Origin of the sequence: Streptomyces sp. AC558_RSS880, from assembly GCF_019049255.1 — a bacterium.
Lineage (GTDB): Bacteria > Actinomycetota > Actinomycetes > Streptomycetales > Streptomycetaceae > Streptomyces.
Genome location: NZ_JAGMUJ010000150.1, coordinates 114,869 through 131,904, shown reverse-complemented (window position 1 = coordinate 131,904; position 17,036 = coordinate 114,869). Strand labels below are relative to the sequence as shown.

Annotated in this window: 14 protein-coding genes; 7 read left to right on the top strand and 7 right to left on the bottom strand. The window is 73.1% G+C overall.

The window, feature by feature from the left end:
* The first annotated feature begins 27 nt into the window (after positions 1 to 27).
* On the top strand, positions 28 to 1,869 hold the full coding sequence (locus KUM38_RS33725; RefSeq protein ID WP_217135186.1) for a peroxidase family protein: 1,842 nt from the start codon (positions 28 to 30) through the stop codon (positions 1,867 to 1,869).
* 409 nt (positions 1,870 to 2,278) lie between these two features.
* Here the strand turns inward: KUM38_RS33725 and KUM38_RS33720 are convergent, their stop codons facing one another.
* From KUM38_RS33720 to KUM38_RS33710, 3 genes are read right to left on the bottom strand one after another with little or no spacing between them, the layout of a single operon-like run.
* On the bottom strand, positions 2,279 to 3,772 hold the full coding sequence (locus KUM38_RS33720) for a tripartite tricarboxylate transporter permease (RefSeq protein ID WP_217135184.1): 1,494 nt from the start codon (positions 3,770 to 3,772) through the stop codon (positions 2,279 to 2,281).
* A gap of 1 nt (position 3,773) precedes the next feature.
* Positions 3,774 to 4,313, bottom strand: coding sequence for a tripartite tricarboxylate transporter TctB family protein (locus KUM38_RS33715; protein WP_217135182.1), 540 nt, complete (start codon positions 4,311 to 4,313; stop codon positions 3,774 to 3,776).
* Positions 4,310 to 5,293: a tripartite tricarboxylate transporter substrate binding protein gene (locus KUM38_RS33710; RefSeq protein ID WP_217135631.1), complete on the bottom strand. Its 984-nt coding sequence runs from the start codon at positions 5,291 to 5,293 to the stop codon at positions 4,310 to 4,312. The genes KUM38_RS33715 and KUM38_RS33710 overlap by 4 nt, the downstream gene beginning before the upstream one ends.
* A gap of 306 nt (positions 5,294 to 5,599) precedes the next feature.
* On the opposite strand from KUM38_RS33710, the gene KUM38_RS33705 reads away from it, so the two are divergent.
* From KUM38_RS33705 to KUM38_RS33685, 5 genes are all read left to right on the top strand, one after another.
* Positions 5,600 to 6,355, top strand: coding sequence for a response regulator (locus KUM38_RS33705; protein WP_217135180.1), 756 nt, complete (start codon positions 5,600 to 5,602; stop codon positions 6,353 to 6,355).
* A 141-nt stretch (positions 6,356 to 6,496) separates the two neighbouring features.
* Positions 6,497 to 7,612: a Gfo/Idh/MocA family protein gene (locus KUM38_RS33700; RefSeq protein ID WP_217135178.1), complete on the top strand. Its 1,116-nt coding sequence runs from the start codon at positions 6,497 to 6,499 to the stop codon at positions 7,610 to 7,612.
* A complete protein-coding gene (locus tag KUM38_RS33695) occupies positions 7,609 to 8,544 on the top strand; it encodes a PmoA family protein (protein WP_217135176.1) in 936 nt (311 codons plus the stop codon). The genes KUM38_RS33700 and KUM38_RS33695 overlap by 4 nt, the downstream gene beginning before the upstream one ends.
* A complete protein-coding gene (locus KUM38_RS33690) occupies positions 8,538 to 9,284 on the top strand; it encodes a cupin (protein WP_217135174.1) in 747 nt (248 codons plus the stop codon). The genes KUM38_RS33695 and KUM38_RS33690 overlap by 7 nt, the downstream gene beginning before the upstream one ends.
* A 75-nt stretch (positions 9,285 to 9,359) precedes the next feature.
* Positions 9,360 to 10,106, top strand: a complete 747-nt coding sequence (locus KUM38_RS33685; protein ID WP_217135172.1) for a hypothetical protein — start codon at positions 9,360 to 9,362, stop codon at positions 10,104 to 10,106.
* A gap of 92 nt (positions 10,107 to 10,198) precedes the next feature.
* On the opposite strand, the gene KUM38_RS33680 is transcribed toward KUM38_RS33685, so the two are convergent.
* Together KUM38_RS33680 and KUM38_RS33675 are read right to left on the bottom strand one after the other, a co-directional pair.
* Positions 10,199 to 10,870: a phosphatase PAP2 family protein gene (locus tag KUM38_RS33680; protein WP_217135170.1), complete on the bottom strand. Its 672-nt coding sequence runs from the start codon at positions 10,868 to 10,870 to the stop codon at positions 10,199 to 10,201.
* A gap of 85 nt (positions 10,871 to 10,955) precedes the next feature.
* Positions 10,956 to 13,199 (bottom strand): cation-translocating P-type ATPase, encoded by a 2,244-nt coding sequence (locus tag KUM38_RS33675; protein WP_217135168.1) that lies wholly within the window; start codon positions 13,197 to 13,199, stop codon positions 10,956 to 10,958.
* 180 nt (positions 13,200 to 13,379) lie between these two features.
* On the opposite strand from KUM38_RS33675, the gene KUM38_RS33670 reads away from it, so the two are divergent.
* Positions 13,380 to 14,333, top strand: coding sequence for a DUF748 domain-containing protein (locus KUM38_RS33670; RefSeq protein ID WP_217135165.1), 954 nt, complete (start codon positions 13,380 to 13,382; stop codon positions 14,331 to 14,333).
* 3 nt (positions 14,334 to 14,336) lie between these two features.
* Here KUM38_RS33670 and KUM38_RS33665 read toward each other — a convergent pair whose 3' ends face one another.
* On the bottom strand, positions 14,337 to 16,172 hold the full coding sequence (locus tag KUM38_RS33665; RefSeq protein WP_217135163.1) for a glycoside hydrolase family 15 protein: 1,836 nt from the start codon (positions 16,170 to 16,172) through the stop codon (positions 14,337 to 14,339).
* A gap of 65 nt (positions 16,173 to 16,237) precedes the next feature.
* Positions 16,238 to 17,017: a DeoR/GlpR family DNA-binding transcription regulator gene (locus tag KUM38_RS33660; protein ID WP_217135161.1), complete on the bottom strand. Its 780-nt coding sequence runs from the start codon at positions 17,015 to 17,017 to the stop codon at positions 16,238 to 16,240.
* Between the last annotated feature and the right edge of the window lie 19 nt (positions 17,018 to 17,036).

The window sequence follows — 17,036 nt, the reverse complement described above, 5'->3', positions numbered from 1 at the left end:
AAGGGCGGCGGAGCAAGGAGTACCGCGATGACCGAGCAGCGACGCGCCGGACGGCCTTCCACGGCCGGATACCGTACGTCCCTCTTCTGGCGGATCGTCACCGGCGGTGCCGAGTACGTCGACCGGCGCATCGGCTGGGACCGGCTGCCCGTCCTGCCGGGTCTGCTGACTCTCCTGGGACTGCGTGTCAGGCTCCGGCAGGAGAACCTCCACGACACCGGCTCCCTGCCCTCGGTGAATCCGCCCGACGTCGGGCCGCCGTCCGGGAGCCACCGGGTCAACCGGACCGCCGACGGCAGTCACAACGACCTCGACGAGCCGCGCATGGGCATGGCGGGCACCCGTTTCGGCCGGAACATCCCACTGGACAGGATCGGCCCGGCCACTCCCGAGGACGTGCTGTCCCGGCCGACTCCCCGCGAGGTCAGCCGCGCCCTGCTCACCCGCGACGCGTTGATCCCGGCCGAGTCGGTCAACTCGCTGGTCGCCGCCTGGCTCCAGTTCATGGTCCGTGACTGGTTCAGCCACGGGACGAGTCCCACGGAACGGCCCTGGGAAGTGCCGCTCGTGGACGACGATCCCTGGCCGGAACGGCCCATGCGGATCATGCGGACGCCGGACGACCCGACCCGGGACCCGCGGGCACCCGCAGGGACGCCCGACACCCGTGTCAACGTCTCCTCCCACTGGTGGGACGCCTCACAGATCTACGGGACGGACGAGACCGCACAGCGGCTGACGCGCACCGGTGAGAGGGGCAGGATCCGGCTGTGGGACGACGAGCGGTCGCCGTCGCCCACGGACTTCTCCCGCGTGCCCGGGTTCTGGCTGGGACTCGCGATGATGCAGGACCTGTTCGCCCGGGAGCACAACGCGATCTGCGACCACCTGCACGACGCGTACCCGTCGTGGGCCGACGAGGAGCTGTTCCAGCGTGCCCGGTTGGTCAACGCGGCCCTCCTCGCCAAGATCCACACCGTGGAGTGGACGCCGGCGGTGATCAGCCACCCCACGACCGTCAAGGCGCTGCGGGCCAACTGGTGGGGCCTCGCGGGCGAACGCGTGCACGACCTGTTCGGCCGGATCAGCCGCAGCGAGGCCGTCAGCGGCATCCCCGGTGGCGCCCGTGACCACTACGGCGTCCCGTACTCCCTCACCGAGGAGTTCGTCGCCGTCTACCGGATGCACCCGCTCATCCGTGACGCGTGGCATCTGCGTTCCGTGACCGACGACCGGACCCTGCGGCACTGCAGCCTCCGCGACATCTCGGGGCCCGGCGCGCTGGAGGTCCTGCGGGCCACCGGGACGGCCGACCTGCTCTACAGCTTCGGCACGCTCCACCCGGGACTGGTCACCCTGCACAACTTCCCCAGGTTCCTGCAGGAGTTCGAGCGTCCGGACGGGCATCTGCAGGACCTCGCCGCCACGGACATCCTGCGCTCCCGCGAGCTGGGCGTCCCCCGGTACAACGAGTTCCGGCGGCTGCTGCGGCTGCGGCCCGCGGCGAGCTTCGCCGAGCTGACGGACGACCCGGCGTGGGCGGAGCAGATCGAGCGGCTCTACGACGGCGACATCGAGAAGGTCGACCTCATGGTCGGGCTGTACGCGGAGAGGCTGCCGGCCGGGTTCGCGTTCAGCGACACGGCGTTCCGCGTCTTCGTCCTGATGGCCTCGCGCCGGCTGAACAGCGACCGCTTCTTCACCGACCACTACACCCCCGAGGTGTATTCCCAGGCCGGCCTGGCCTGGATCGACGACAACAGCATGAGCACGGTGCTGCTGCGCCACCACCCGGAGCTGCGCCCGGCCCTCGCGGGTCTGACGAACGCCTTCGTGCCGTGGCACACCGCCACGGGGGCGGGTACCTGACACGGCGGACGGACAGGTCCCGCGAGGAGCGGGAACCCCGGCTCGCCGCGGCGGGCGGCGTGGCCGGGACGGCCGGACCGCGGTGTGCCCGATGCCCACCGCGGCCGAGGCGCCGTTGCCGCCCGGAGTGCGTGCGGCAACGGCGCGGACGAGCCACCACGGTGCGTGACCGGCGTTGCGTGACCGGCGGCGCGTGACCGGCGTTGCGTGACCGGCGGCGCGCCGAGCGCCCCGGTACCCGAGGCCGCTGAGCGGCGACGCCGCCTGCGGGTCGGACGCGTCCTCGAGGGCCGCGGTCGCGCGTCCCCTGCCGTGGGTGGATCCGGCGGACGGCGGACGCACCGGCCGGCGTGATCCCTCCCCGCGCCGTCGGGGCACGCACGCCCCGCGGGGAGGAACCCGCGAGCGATCAGGCCCCGGCGCCCTTCCGGGGCAGCGCCTTGCGCACCAGCGGCCAGGCCAGCAGCAGGACGACCACCGCGTAGACCACCACCGAGAACGGCGTGTCGACCAGACCCGTGACGCTGCCGTCGCTGATCTGCAGGGCGCGACGCAGCTGCTGTTCGGCGGCCGGGCCGAGAATGACGCCGATGACAGCGGGCAGCACCGGCAGCCCGTACCTCCGCATGCCGAAGCCGATCAGGCCGATGATCAGCAGCAGTACCAGGTCGATCACCTCACCGCCGACCGCGTACGCGCCCACCGCCGCGAAGAACATGATCCCGGCGTAGAGGTACGGCCGCGGGATGCGCAGCAGCTTCGCCCACACCGGCGCCAGCGGCAGGTTGAGGGCGAGCAGCAGCACCATGCCGACGAAGAGCGAGGCGATCAGGCCCCACACCAGGTCGGGTTCGCGTTCGAACAGCAGCGGGCCGGGCTGGATGCCGTACTGCTGGAACGCGGCCAGCATCACCGCCGCGACCGCCGTGGTCGGCAGGCCCAGGGTCAGCATCGACACCAGCGTGCCCGCCGCCGAGGCCGACGCGGCCGACTCCGGGCCCGCGACGCCCTCGATGGCGCCCTTGCCCCACTCGTCCTTGTGCTTCGACAGCCGCTTCTCGGTGACGTACGACAGGAAGGTCGGGATCTCCGCGCCGCCCGCCGGGATCGCGCCGAACGGGAAGCCGATGAACGGACCGCGCGCCCAGGACTTCCAGGTGCGCCGCACATCCGCGCGGCCCAGCCACGGCCGGCCCACCGGGATCGGCTCCGGCGGCCTGCGCCGCAGATGCGCGGCGACCCACAGCGCCTCGCCGATGGCGAACAGGCCCACCGCGACGATCACCACGTCGATGCCGTCGGCGAGTTGCAGCGAGCCGAAGGTCAGCCGCTGCTGGCCGGTCATCTGGTCCAGGCCCACCAGGCCGATCGTCAGACCGATCAGCAGCGAGGCCATGCCCCGGACCCGGGACGAACCCAGCACCGACGTCACGGCGATGAACGCCAGCACCATGATGGCGAAGTAGTCCGGCGCGCCGATGTCCACCGCCAGGTCCGCGACCGTCGGAGCCAGCGCCACCAGCAGGACCGTGCCGACCATGCCGCCCGCGAAGTGCCCGATCGCGGCGGCCGCGAGGGCCTGGGCACCGCGCCCCGACTTGGCCATGGGGTTGCCCTCCATGGCCGCGACCACGGCCGCGCTCTCCCCGGGCGTGTTCAGCAGGATGGAGGTGGTCGAACCGCCGAACATCGCGCCGTAGTAGATCCCGGCGAACATGATGAACGCGCCGACCGGATCGAGCCCGTACGTCACCGGCAGCAGCAGCGCCACCGCCATCGCCGGGCCGATGCCGGGCAGCACGCCGATCGCCGTGCCGAGCAGCACGCCCACGGCCGCCCACAGCAGGTTGAGCGGGGTGAGGGCGGTACCGAAGCCGTCCATGAGGGAGTTGAAGGCGTTCATGTCACAGCACTCCCATCAGCGGACCGCCGGGCAGCGGCACTCCGAGCAGGTTGTTGAACACGGCGTAGGTGACGAAGGAGACCACCGCCGCGATCAGCGGATCGCGGTCGGGCCTGCGGCTGCCGAGCGCGAAGGCCGCGCCCCAGAAGAGCAGGGCGCCCGCGACGGGGAAGCCGAGCGGCTCGATGAGGACGGCGGCGCCGAGGAACACTCCCGTCAGCAGCAGCACCGTGCGCCAGTCGGCGGGTTCGGACAGGTCGACGTCCTCGCCGGACTCGGCCTGCCCCCGGCCGCCGCGCAGCACGTCGACGGCGAGCAGGGCGGCCACGACGAGCAGCCCGATCCCGACCACGACCGGCACGGTCTTCGGGCCGACGGGCCCGCGCTGGGCGATGTCGACGTCCATGGTGAGCGCGTCGGTCAGGACGAGCACGCCGAGGGCCAGCAGCAGTACGCAGACGCCGAGTTCGGAGTGGTCGCGGAGCCAGGAGCGCCGTCCGGCGGCGGGCGCCGGCGACGTGTCGGTGGTCGAGGTCGTCACAGTCCGAGCTCCTTCAGCACCGAGACCACGCGCTTGTCCTCGGAGTCCAGGAACGCGCCGAACTCCTCGCCGGTCAGGAAGGCGTCGTCCCAGCCGTTGCGCCGCATCGACTCCCGCCACTCCTTCGAGTCGTGCAGCTCCCGCACCAGGCGGACGAGCTTGTCGCGCTCGGCGTCGGTGAGGCCGGGCGGGGCGACGATGCCGCGCCAGTTGGTGAAACTCACGTCGTAGCCCGCCTCCTCGAGCGTGGGCGCGTCGAGGCCGTCGACCCGCTCCGGGCCGGTGACCGCGAGCAGGCGCAGCTCACCGGACTTGATCTGGTCGAGGTACTCGCCGACGCCGGAGACGCCGAAGGCCACCTTGTTGCCGAGGATCGAGGCGAGCAGTTCGCCGCCGCCGTCGAAGGGGATGTAGTTGACCTGCTTCGGGGGGATCCCGGCGGCCCGCGCCATCAGCATCGGCGCGAGGTGGTCGGGCCCGCCGGGGGAGGACCCGCCGCCCACCGGGAGCTTGCCGGGGTTCTCCTTCCAGGCGCCGATCAGATCGTCGATCGTCCTGTACGGAGAGTCCTTGGCGACCACGACGACGTCCTGCTCCTCGGTGAGCCGGGCGATCGGGGTGGTGTCCGCCAGGGTCTTCGGCGCGTCGTTGGAGCGGACGGCGCCGACCACGCCCAGGCCCATCGACATGGCGAGCTTGCCGTTGCCGTGCTCGCTCACCAGCCGGCTCAATCCGACGGTGCCGCCGGCGCCGGGCAGGTTGAACACCTCGATGGTGTGGGTGAGCCCGGCGTCCTCGGCGTTCTTCGCGGCCGTACGGGCCGTGATGTCGTAGCCGCCGCCGGGCGAGTTGGGAACCATGAAGCGCAGACCCGGGATCTGCGTGCCGGTCTCGGTGCCGCTGCCGGTCGTGAGCAGCGGCGGGCCCACGAGTACGAGCACGGCGGCCCCGAGCAGGGCGAGGGGTGTGCGCAGGCGCACGAGTGCCACCACCTGTCGGTCGGTCGTCTGGAGATCACGCCATGCCCTGTGGGGGGAGGGTGACGCGGGCCACATGGTGCCCGCGCGCCGCCGGGCTGTCGCGCTTGCGGAACCAATGGAGGTTGTGGTCATTGCGTCAGCGGGAGGCCGTCAGTGGTGCACGTCTCTTTCCCCGGCCGCAGGTGAGGGCCATGATGGACGGTTCCGGCGCCCGCGCGGCGCTGCGTCGTGGCCGCCGGATGTGACGGCCGCCGCCCCGGTGGCCGCGGCCACCTCACCGACGCGGTGGCGGAAGGAGCGGAACCGATGAGCAGCACGACGGACGGGCGGTCCGCGCCCGCGGCCGTCGACGCGATCGACGTACTCGTGGTCGACGACGACTTCCGGGTGGCCCGGGTGCACCGCGCCTACGTCGAACGCCTCGACGTGTTCCGGGTCGTCGGTGTCGCCGGGACCGGTGAGCAGGCCATCGCCGCCGTGGACGAACTCCGTCCCGATCTGGTGCTGCTCGATCTGTACCTGCCCGACCTCTTCGGTCTCGACGTCATTCCTCGGCTGCGGACCGCCGGGCACGACTGTGACGTGATGGTCATCAGCGCCGCCCGGGAGGCGGACGCGGTGCGCGGCGCGGTCCGGCACGGGGTCGTCGACTATCTGCTCAAGCCGTTCGACTTCGAGGACCTGCGCGGGCGCCTGGAGCGTTACGCCGGCCGGCGCGGCCGGCTGCTCGACACGGTGGTCCGCGGTCAGGCGGACGTCGACCGGGTGCTGGCCGGGGTGGCGGGGCCGGCGGCCCCGGTGCTGCCCAAGGGCATGAGCGCGGAGACCGCGGGGCTGGTCGAGCGCACCCTGCGCGAGACCGACGGCACCCTGTCGGCCACCGAGTGCGCGGCTCTGACCGGGGTCTCGCGGGTCAGCGCCCGCCGGTATCTGGAGTACTTCCACACCGTGGGCGCCGTGGAGGTGTCGTTGCGGTACGGGGCGACGGGGCGGCCCGAGCGGCGGTACCGGTTGCTGGGGCAGGGCGGAGGGCTGCGCTCGGAGGGCGGGGCGCGGGCGTAGGGGAGCCGCGGGCTTCCGATGATCCCGAAATCGGGACACGGGGTTGTCGCTGCCTGCGCGCGGGCCTAGGGTCGACTGTGAGGGAAAGCGCTTTCTGAACGCTGCCCGGCCTGCCGTCGTCGTCGTTCCGAGGAGCGCCGCATGTCCTTGTCCCCCGTCCGCCGCCGTGTCGCCGTCGTCGGCACCGGCGCCATCGTCAGCGGCGGCCATCTGCCCGCGCTGCGCGCCCACGCCGACCGCACCGAACTGGTCGCCGCCGTCGACGTGGACCAGGGCCGGCTCGACGCCTTCCGCGCCTCCGCGGGGGAGCAGGTCGCCGGGTTCACCTCGATGAGCGCGATGCTGGACGCCGTACGGCCGGACCTGGTGCTGATCGGGACCCCGCCCTCGCTCCACCGGGAGCAGACGGTGGCCGCCCTCAAGGCCGGCGCGTGGGTGCTGTGCGAGAAGCCGCTGTGCCTGTCGCTCGCCGAGTACGACGACATCGCGGCCGCCGAGGAGGCGTCCGGGGCGTACGCGTCCGTGGTCTTCCAGCACCGCTACGGCTCCGGCGCCGCCCACGCCCGCGAGCTGATCCGCAGCGGTGAACTGGGCGCCCCGCTGGTCGCGCACTGCCAGACCACCTGGCACCGGGACGCCGCGTACTACTCCGTGCCCTGGCGCGGACGCTGGGCCACCGAGGGCGGCGGACCCACCATGGGGCACGGCATCCACCAGTACGACCTGCTGCTGCACCTGCTCGGCGAGTGGGAGGAGATACGGGCCATGGCGGCGCGCCTCGTCCACGACACCGAGAGCGAGGACGTCTCCACCGCCCTGGTCCGCTTCCGTGGCGGCGCGCTCGCGACCGTCGTCAACAGCGTGCTCTCCCCGGACGAGGTGAGCCGCGTCCGCGTCGACTGCGCCGACGCCACGGTCGAACTCACCCACCTCTACGGGCACGGCAACGACGACTGGACCTACACCCCGGCCCGGCACGTCCCCGCCGAGCGGGCCGCCGCCTGGCGCGCTCCGGCGCTCGACGTCCCCAGCTCGCACACGGCCCAGCTGAAGACCCTGCTCGACGCCTACGACGCGGGGGTGCGGCCACCGGGCAGCGGCCAGGAGGCGCGCGGCACCCTGGAGTTCGCCGCCGCGCTGTACAAGGCCGCGTTCACCGGGCGACCGGTGCGGGCCGGCGAGATCACGCCCGGCGACCCCTTCCACGCGGCCATGCACGGCGGCCGGCTCGACTGGGCGACCGAGGAGCGCGCATGAGCATCCGCGTCACCCACCGTCACGGCGAGTCCGTCACGGTGACGGCACCGGGCGGCACCGAGATCCTCCGCTACGTCTACCGGCCCGACCCCGAGCCGTTCGAGTCCCGCAAGCCGTACGCCCATCCGGTGCGCACGCTCGCCGGGCACACGGTGACCGGGTACCGGCCCAACGACCACCGCTGGCACAAAGGGCTGCAGATGACGGCCAGCCACCTGTCCGGGCAGAACTTCTGGGGCGGCAACTCCTATGTGCACGGGCGGGGTTACCTGGCGCTGCCCGAGCGGATCGGCTCCATGCGGCACGACGGCTTCTCCGCGTTCGAGGCCGGGGAGGAGCGCTTCGACTGCACCGAGGACCTCACCTGGGTGGAGAACGGGGGCGCCGAGTGGGCGCGCGAGGAACGCGGGCTGAGCGTCCACTCGGTGGACGTGGCGGCCGGGGCCTGGGTGCTGGACTGGTCGATCCGGCTCACCAACCTGCGTGAGGTGGCACTGGAGTTCGGCTCGCCCACCACCGCCGGCCGTGAGATGGCCGGCTACACCGGGCTGCAGTGGCGCGGGCCGCGCGACTTCACGGGCGGTACGGTCCTCGTGCCGGACGTCGGCGCGGGTGCCGGTGCCGAGGCCGGAGAACTCATGGGCACGCGGGCGCCGTGGCTCTCGTTCAGCGCCGAACACGACGAGCACGACGGTCACTCCACGCTCGTCTTCGCGCACGCGCCGGAGAACCTCGACGGGAGCGCCGTCCACCCGTCGCACTGGTTCGTGCGCTCGCAGCCCATACCGTCGGTCGCGTTCTCGTGGGCGTTCTTCGAGGAGTTCGCGCTGCCGCCGGGGGAGTCGTTCGCGTACCGGTACCGCATCGTGGTCGCGGACGGGGTGTGGGACCGGGAGCGGGTGGAGAAGCATCTGGACGGTCTGCCGTGGTGAGCGGGCCCGCTCCGCTCCCCGGCGCGGTCGGCCTGTCGCATCTCAGCGCCTACGACTGGGAGGCCGCCGACGGGGTGTGCGGCGGCAGTCCGCATCTGCACCTGGTGTGCACGGAGGCGTACGTCGTGACCGGCGGCCGGGGCGCCGTGCAGACGCTGAGCCCCGACGGCTACCGGGACATCCCGCTGCGGCCGGGGACGGTGGCCTGGTTCACGCCGGGGACCGTGCACCGGATGGTGCAGGGCGGGGATCTGCGGGTCACGGTGCTGATGCAGAACAGCGGGCTGCCGGAGGCCGGGGACGCCGTGTTCACCTTCCCGGCGGAGGTGCTGGCCGACCCCGGACGGTACGCGGACGCCGCGACGCTCCCGGCCGGTACGGACACCCGGGTGGAGGCGGCGGCGCGGCGACGGCGGGACCTCGCGGTCGAGGGGTACCTCGTGCTGCGCGAGGCGCTCTGTGCCGGTGACGACGGGCCGTACCGGGAGTTCCTGCGGGCGGCCGCGCGACTGGTGCGGGAACGGGTTCCGGTGTGGCGGGAGTTGTGGCGGGCGGGTGCGCTGGCGGCCGCGGAACGCACGGGCGCGCAGCTGGACGCGCTGGCGGGCGGAGACCTCACCCATCTGGCCGGGGCGACGGCGTACGAGGCGGAACCCAGCCGGCGCGGCGGGTACGGGATGTGCGGGCGGCGGGACGAGTACGCGCTGCCGGGGGTCACCGTGCCGTACGGGAGCGGGTGAACCCGCCGCCCGCACGGACGTCGCCGGGATCCTCCCGGTGCCGTCGGCCCGGCGGAGTCTGCTTGGATGTCGCGGGTGACGAGCAACTCCCCGTTTCCCCCTGTGGACGAAGCCGGTTCCGGCCGTCCGGCCGCCCTGCTGGAACGTGCCGCCGCCGGCCGGGACAGCCAGGTCTGGAGCGACCTCTGGACGGAGCTGTATCACAACGGTTCGCTCGACGTGTCCCACCCGCTGGTGCTGCCCGCGCTGACGGACATGGCCGAGGGGGACGACGCCGACACGGCCGCTTCGGCCCTCCACCTGGCCGGCGCACTCCTGGTCCAGGCCGATCAGCGGCACGAGACCCGGGAGCTGCGGGACCGACGGGCACCCGAGGTCGCACGCCTGCTGGCCGCCGCCCACCGGTGGCGCCGGGTCACCGGGGACCGGGACGGCTACTGCTACCTGCTCGAGGCGGTCCTGAACCTGGAGGGCGACATCTCCTGGGGAGAGGATCTGGTCTGGGGCCTCGTCAGTGAGGAGTACGAGCTCGAATGCCCTGATGAGGACTGCTCCGAGGTGCTGTGGGTGGTCATCGGCGAGCGGGGCTTCTTCAGTACGTCGGAGGACCACGCCCTCTCCGACGGTGTCGAGACCCTCCCGCTCCACCCGGCCGCTCCCGATGCCCTCGACGGCCTCGGCCGCCGCCTGCACGGGCTGGCCCTGGCGGACGGCCACGAGGACGTGGCGCACGCCCTGACCCATGCCTTCGGTGAGGCGACCTGTCCCCGGTGCGGGAGGCGCTGCTCCGTCGTCGGACAGGTCATCGCTCGTTCGGGCTGAGCCCCGCGGGCGCGGGAACGCGGTCGACGGGCGGCCGGGGCGCCGTCCCCGTCACCGGCGGCCGCGGAGCGGGCCGCGCCGGCGTCCGTGGGTCACGGCCGGCGCAGGGACCGCATCCGGTGCGGGGCGTACGACGCCGGAAGCCGGGCCGCGCCCACGGCCAGCGCGGTGGCCGCACTGGCGATGCCGAGGATGGCCCCGGCGGCCACATCGCCCGGATAGTGCACACCCGTGTGCACCCGCGAGTACCCCACCGCACACGCCAGCGCCCCCAACGGCACCGACGCCGCGGGCAGCACCGTCCCGACCGCCGTGGCGAACGCGACCGCCGACGCCGTGTGCCCCGAAGGGAACGACGCCGACGTCGGCATGGGCACATGCCGGTCCACGGTCACCCGCGCGGCCTCCCGGTCCGGCCGATCCCTGCGCACCAGCCGCTTCCCCAGCAGGTTCGCCGACGCCGACGCCACGGCGACCGCCCCCACCCCCGCCAGCGCCGCCCGCCGCGGCCGGGCCCCGCTCAGGGCGAGGGCCCCGGCGATGACGAACGAGATCTTGGAGTGGTCGGCCGTGTGGGACAGTCTGCGCAGCGCCCGGTCGAGCGTCGGCGTCGGCGTGGCGGCGACCGCCGCGTACAGGGCGCCGTCCACGGCTCTGAGGTCGCCGAGGACCGCGGCGGCGACCCTGCGCAGTCCGTCGGCGGGCGGTACGGGCCTGGTGAGCGGACGGGTGACGTCCTGGTCGGTGGTGGGCGGCTCGCTCATCTGTCTCTCCCGCAGTGGCATCGTGGACGAATCACCAGGTGCCCACGGTACGCATGATCCATCCGCACGGGTTCGCCCACCCCGGTCAGCCGGCCCGGAAGGTGCGCAGACGCAGCGAGTTGCCGACCACGAAGACCGAGGAGAAGGCCATGGCGGCTCCGGCGATCATCGGGTTGAGCAGTCCGGCCGCGGCGAGCGGCAGGGCGGCGACGTTGTAGGCGAAGGCCCAGAACAGGTTGGACCGGATGGTGCCCAGGGTGCGGCGGGCGAGCCGGATGGCGTCCGCCGCGGCCCGCAGGTCCCCGCGGACGAGGGTGAGGTCGCCGGCCTCGATCGCGGCGTCCGTGCCGGTGCCCATGGCCAGGCCCAGATCGGCCTGGGCGAGCGCCGCCGCGTCGTTGACCCCGTCGCCGACCATGGCGACCGAACGGCCCTGCGCCTGGAGCCGCTTGACGACGTCCACCTTGTCCTGCGGCAGCACCTCGGCGATGACCTCCTCGACGCCGACCTCGCGGGCGACGGTCCGGGCCACCGCCTCGTTGTCCCCGGTCAGCAGGACCGGCCGCAGTCCGAGTGCCCGCAGCCGGCGGATCGCCTCGGGGCTGGTCTCCTTCACCGCGTCGGCGATCTCCAGGACCGCGCGCGCCGCACCGTCCCAGGCGGCCAGGACGGCGGTGTGTCCGGCCGCCTCGGCCCGCTCCCCGGCCCGCCTCAGGTCCTCGGGCAGCTCCAGCGCCCACTCCCGGAGCAGGCCCTCCCGGCCGACGAGGACCGCGTGGCCCTCGACGACGCCCTGGACACCGAGCCCGGGCACGTTCGCGAAGTCCTCCGGTGTGGGCAGTTCGCCCACCTTCTGCCGGGCGCCGTCGGCGACGGCCCGTGCGATCGGGTGCTCCGAGCTGTGCTCCAACGCGCCCGCGAGCCGCAGTGCTTCGGCCTCGTCGGTGCCCTCGGCGGTGTGCACGGCCAGCAGGGTCATCCGGCCCGTGGTCACCGTGCCGGTCTTGTCGAGGACCACGGTGTCGACGCGGCGGGTGGACTCCAGGACCTCGGGGCCCTTGATGAGGATGCCGAGCTGGGCGCCGCGGCCGGTGCCGACCATCAGGGCGGTGGGGGTGGCCAGGCCGAGGGCGCAGGGGCAGGCGATGATCAGGACCGCCACGGCGGCGGTGAACGCGGCCGTGAGACCGGCGCCGTTGCCGAGCCAGAAGCCGAGGGTGCCCAGGGCGAGGGCGAGGACGACGGGGACGAAGACCGCGGAGATCCTGTCGGCGAGCCGCTGGGCGGCGGCCTTGCCGTTCTGCGCGTCCTCGACCAGCCTGGCCATGCGGGCGAGCTGGGTGTCGGCGCCCACCCTCGTGGCTTCCACGACGAGCCTGCCGCCGACGTTGATCGTGGCCCCGGTGACCGGGTCGCCGGCGGCCACCTCCACCGGCACCGACTCGCCCGTGAGCATCGAGGCGTCCACCGCGGAGGATCCCTCCACGACGGTTCCGTCGGTCGCGATCTTCTCGCCGGGGCGCACCAGGAAGCGGTCGCCGGTCCGCAGCTCGGCCACCGGGACCGTCCTTTCCCCGTGGTCGGGGGTCAGTACGGTGACGTCCTTCGCGCCGAGCTCCAGCAGGGCGCGCAGGGCCGCACCGGCCTTGCGCTTGGCGCGGGCCTCGAAATAGCGGCCGGCCAGGATGAAGGCGGTCACTCCGGCCGCGGCCTCCAGGTAGATGTTCCCGGCGCCGTCGCTGCGGGCGACGGTCAGCTCGAACGGGTGCGTCATCCCCGGGGTGCCCGCGGTGCCGAAGAACAGCGCCCACAGCGACCACAGGAACGCGGCCGACGTGCCGACCGAGATCAGCGTGTCCATGGTGGCCGCGCCGTGCCGGGCGTTGGTGAACGCGGCCCTGTGGAACGGCCAGGCGGCGTACGTGACGACCGGCGCCGCGAGCGTCAGTGACAGCCACTGCCAGTACTCGAACTGCAGGGCGGGGACCATGGCCATCGCGATGACGGGGACGGCCAGCGCCACGGCTGTCACCAACCGCTGCCTGAGCGGCCGGAGTCCGTCGGGCTCGGAGTCCTCCCCGGAGGGCTCGTCGGGTGGTGCGGGGCGCTGGGCCGTGTATCCGGTGGCCTCGACCGTGGCGATCAGGTCGCCGACGGTGACCTCACCGCCGTAGCTCACCCTGGCCTTCTCGGTCGCGTAGTTGACGGTGGCGGTGACCCCCTCCATCCGGTTGAGCTTCTTCTCGATCCGCGCGGCGCACGAGGCGCAGGTCATCCCGCCGATGGCGAGCTCCACCTCGGCATCGGCACCGGCTGTACGGACGGTCATGATCGCTCCTGGAGTGGATACGGGGCGGGGGTACCCGCCGGACGATCTCCATGTATACCCCCCACGGGTATGAGGTGCAAGCGTGGGCAGGACTTGACTTGATACCCCCCAGGGGTATCGTGAGCTGCATGGAGCGGCTCAACGTGAGCCGCGGGTCCCCACTTCCGAGGAGTCACGGCCATGAACACCGGACTGAAGATCACCGCGTTCGCCGCCGCCCTGGCCGCCACCTTCGGCACGGCCTACGGCGTCGGCGAGGGACTCGACCCGGTCGTCGCGGACCGGGCGCCGGCGCACGACGAGCGGCACACCCCCTCCGCACCGGGGGCGGAGAAGGGCGACGGCCACACGGGACACGAGACGCCCCCGGCGGGCGGGCTGCAGATCTCCGAGGGCGGCTACACCCTCGATCTGAAGACCCCGCGCGTCACCGCCGGGCACCGCACCGAACTGCGCTTCACCGTCCGGGACGACCGCGGCCGGGCCGTCACCGAGTACCGCCGCGAGCACGACAAGGAGCTCCACCTCATCGTCGCCTCCCGCGACCTGCTCACCTACCGGCACCTGCATCCCGCCCGCGCCGCCGACGGCACCTGGGCCACCCCCGTCGACCTGCCCCGGGCCGGCGGCTACCGGGTCTTCGCCGACTTCACCCCGGCGCGGAAGGGCGCGGAGAACCTCACCCTCGGTGCCGACCTCGCCGCCTCCGGTCCCTACCGTCCGCAGGAGCTGCCGCCGGCCACCGGCACGGCCCGCGTCGACGGCTACGAGGTCGAGCTGACCGGGACCCTGCGTCCCGGACGGGCGAGCGAACTGCGCTTGTCCGTCTCCCGCGACGGCGAGCCGGTCACCGACCTCCAGCCCTACCTCGGCGCCTACGGCCACCTGGTCGCCCTGCGGGCCGGGGATCTCGCCTACCTGCACGTCCACCCGGGCGGCGAACCGGGCGACGGCAGGACCGAGTCCGGACCGGCGGTCTCCTTCACGGCCACGGCGCCCAGCACCGGCAGCTACCGGCTGTTCCTGGACTTCAAGCACGACGGCGTCGTCCGCACGGCCGCTTTCACCGTCCACGCCGGGGAGCAGGCACCGTCGAGCGGCACGCCGGAGCACTCCGACGGCCACGGCCACTGAGCCTCAGCCCAGGGCACGGTCCAGATTGAACGCGGCGCTGATCAGGGCGAGGTGGGTGAACGCCTGCGGGAAGTTGCCCTGCTGCTCCCCGGTGTGGCTGATCTCCTCGGCGTACAGGCCGAGATGGTTGCCGTACGTCAGCATCTTCTCGAAGGCGAGGGACGCCTCGTCGAGCCGCCCGGCACGGGTCAGCGCCTCGACGTACCAGAACGAGCAGATGGAGAACGTACCCTCGGCACCGTGCAGCCCGTCGGGGCTCACCAGCGGGTCGTAGCGGTAGACCAGCGAGTCGGACACCAGGTCCTCGGTGAGCGAGTCGAGCGTCGACAGCCACTTCGGGTCGGTCGGCGCGATGAACTTCGCCATCGGCATCATCAGGACCGCCGCGTCCAGCACCTCCCCGTCCTCGTGCTGCACGAAGGCCCGGCGCGACGCCGACCAGCCGCGGTCCATGATCCGCCGGTAGATGGTGTCCCGGCTCGCCTGCCAGCGGGGGAGGTCCGCGGGCAGGCCGCGCCGGTTGGCCATGCGGACGGCGCGCTCGATCGCCACCCAGCACATCAGACGCGAGTACAGGAAGTTCTTCCGTCCGCCGCGGGTCTCCCAGATGCCCTCGTCGGGCTGGTCCCAGTGCGCGCACACCCAGTCCACCAGCGCCGTCACATGGTCCCACTGCTCGCTGGAGACGGGCTCGGCCCACTTGTCGTAGAGGTAGATGGAGTCGATCAACGCCCCGTAGACGTCCAGTTGCAGCTGGTCGGCCGCCGCGTTGCCGACGCGGACCGGTGCCGAGCCGTGGTGGCCCTCGAGATGCCCGAGCTCACGCTCGGGGAGGTCGGTGCGGCCGTCGATGCCGTACATGATCTGCAGCGGGCCTGAGGCCTTGCAGTCGCCCGGACTGATGTGCCGGGAGACGAACCCCATGAACGCCTCGGCCTCCTCGGTGAAGCCCAGCCGCAGCAGCGCGTACACGCAGAACGCCGCGTCGCGCACCCACACGTACCGGTAGTCCCAGTTGCGTTCCCCGCCGAGCTCCTCGGGCAGGCTGGTCGTCGGCGCCGCCACGATCGCCCCGGTCGGCGCGTAGGTGAGCAGCTTCAGGGTGAGGGCGGAGCGGTGCACCATCTCCCGCCAGCGGCCCCGGTACCGCGACGAGGACAGCCACCGCCTCCAGTACGCCACCGTCGCACCGAACTGCCGCTCCGCCTCCCCGCACTCGCAGCGGTCCGGAGCCACCTCCGGGCCGACCTGGTCCAGGGCGAACACCGCCGTCTCCCCCTCGGTCAGCTTGAACTCGGCCCGTACGTCCGGCCCGTCGGTCTCCATCGGGACGGTCGCGGTGAGCGCCAGGGACAGCTCCTCGGAGTCGAAGACCGCGACGCCGCCGGTCAGCCGCACGGTGTGCCGGCGGGAACCGTAATCGAACCGCGGCGCCACCCGCGTCCGGAACGGCACGGAGCCGCGTGCGCACAGCACCCGCCGGATCAGCCGGTGCCGGGCCTCGTCGGCCGGCGTGCCGCCGACCGGCATGAAGTCCTGCACCTCACCGACCCCGTCCTCGGTGAAGAACCGGGTGATCAGGACGTTGGTGTCGGGGAAGTAGAACTGCTTGGTGCGGGCCGGTGCGGCCGCCGCCAGTTCGAAGCAGCCGCCCCGCTCGGCGTCCAGGATCGCCCCGAACACGCTCGGCGCGTCGAAGGACGGACAGCAGTACCAGTCGATGGTGCCGTCGGTCCCCACCAGCGCCACACTGCGCAGATCGCCGATCAGCCCGTGGTCGGCGATCGGTACGTACCGGCGCGGCCCGGTCCCGTCCCGTTCCCTGGTCGTCCCGTCCATCGCAGCCTCCCTGGGCCGGCACGCCGTGCTCATGTGCCAGCTTAGGCAGCCCCGGCCGGACCGGCTCAGGCCACCACGACCCGCACTCCCGCCTCCTCGAAGCGGCGTACCGTCCCGGCGTCCGCTCCCGAGTCCGTGACCAGGGTGTCCACCGAATCGGCCGCGCAGATCCGGGCGAACGCCCGCCGGCCCAGTTTGCTGGATTCGGCGGCCACGATCACCCGCTCGGCCCGCTCGCACAGCAGCCGGTTGACCGCCGCCTCCGCCTCGTCGTGGGCCGCCGCCCCGTGCACGGCGTCGAACGCGACGACACCGAGCACCGTCACATCGAGGGTGATCTGTCCCAGCACCCCGTCCGCGAGCGGCCCGACCAGCTCGTACGACTGGGCCCGCGCCACCCCGCCGGTCAGCACGATCTTGAACTGCGGCCGCACGACCAGCTCGTTGGCGATGTTCAGCGCATTCGTCACCACGGTCAGCGCGGGCGCGCCCGAGGCGAGGTCCCCGCGCACGGCCAGCGCCCGCGCCACCTCCGTGGTGGTCGTACCGCCGGTCAGCCCGACCGCCTCGCCCGGCGCGACGAGCCCCGCCACCGCCTTCGCGACGCGCTGCTTCTCGGAGGCGTGCCGCGCGGTCTTGTAGCGCAGCGGCAGCTCGTACGACACCCCGTGCACCACCGCGCCGCCACGGGTGCGCACCAGCATCTGCTGCTCGGCGAGCCGGTCGAAGTCGCGCCGGATCGTCGCGGCCGACACCGCCAGCTCACCGGCCGCCTCCTCGACGTCCAGCCGGCCGCGCTCGACGAGCAGCTCCAGCAGCGCCTTCCAGCGGGCGTCCCGCGACATCCTCCGCCCTCCCGTCTCC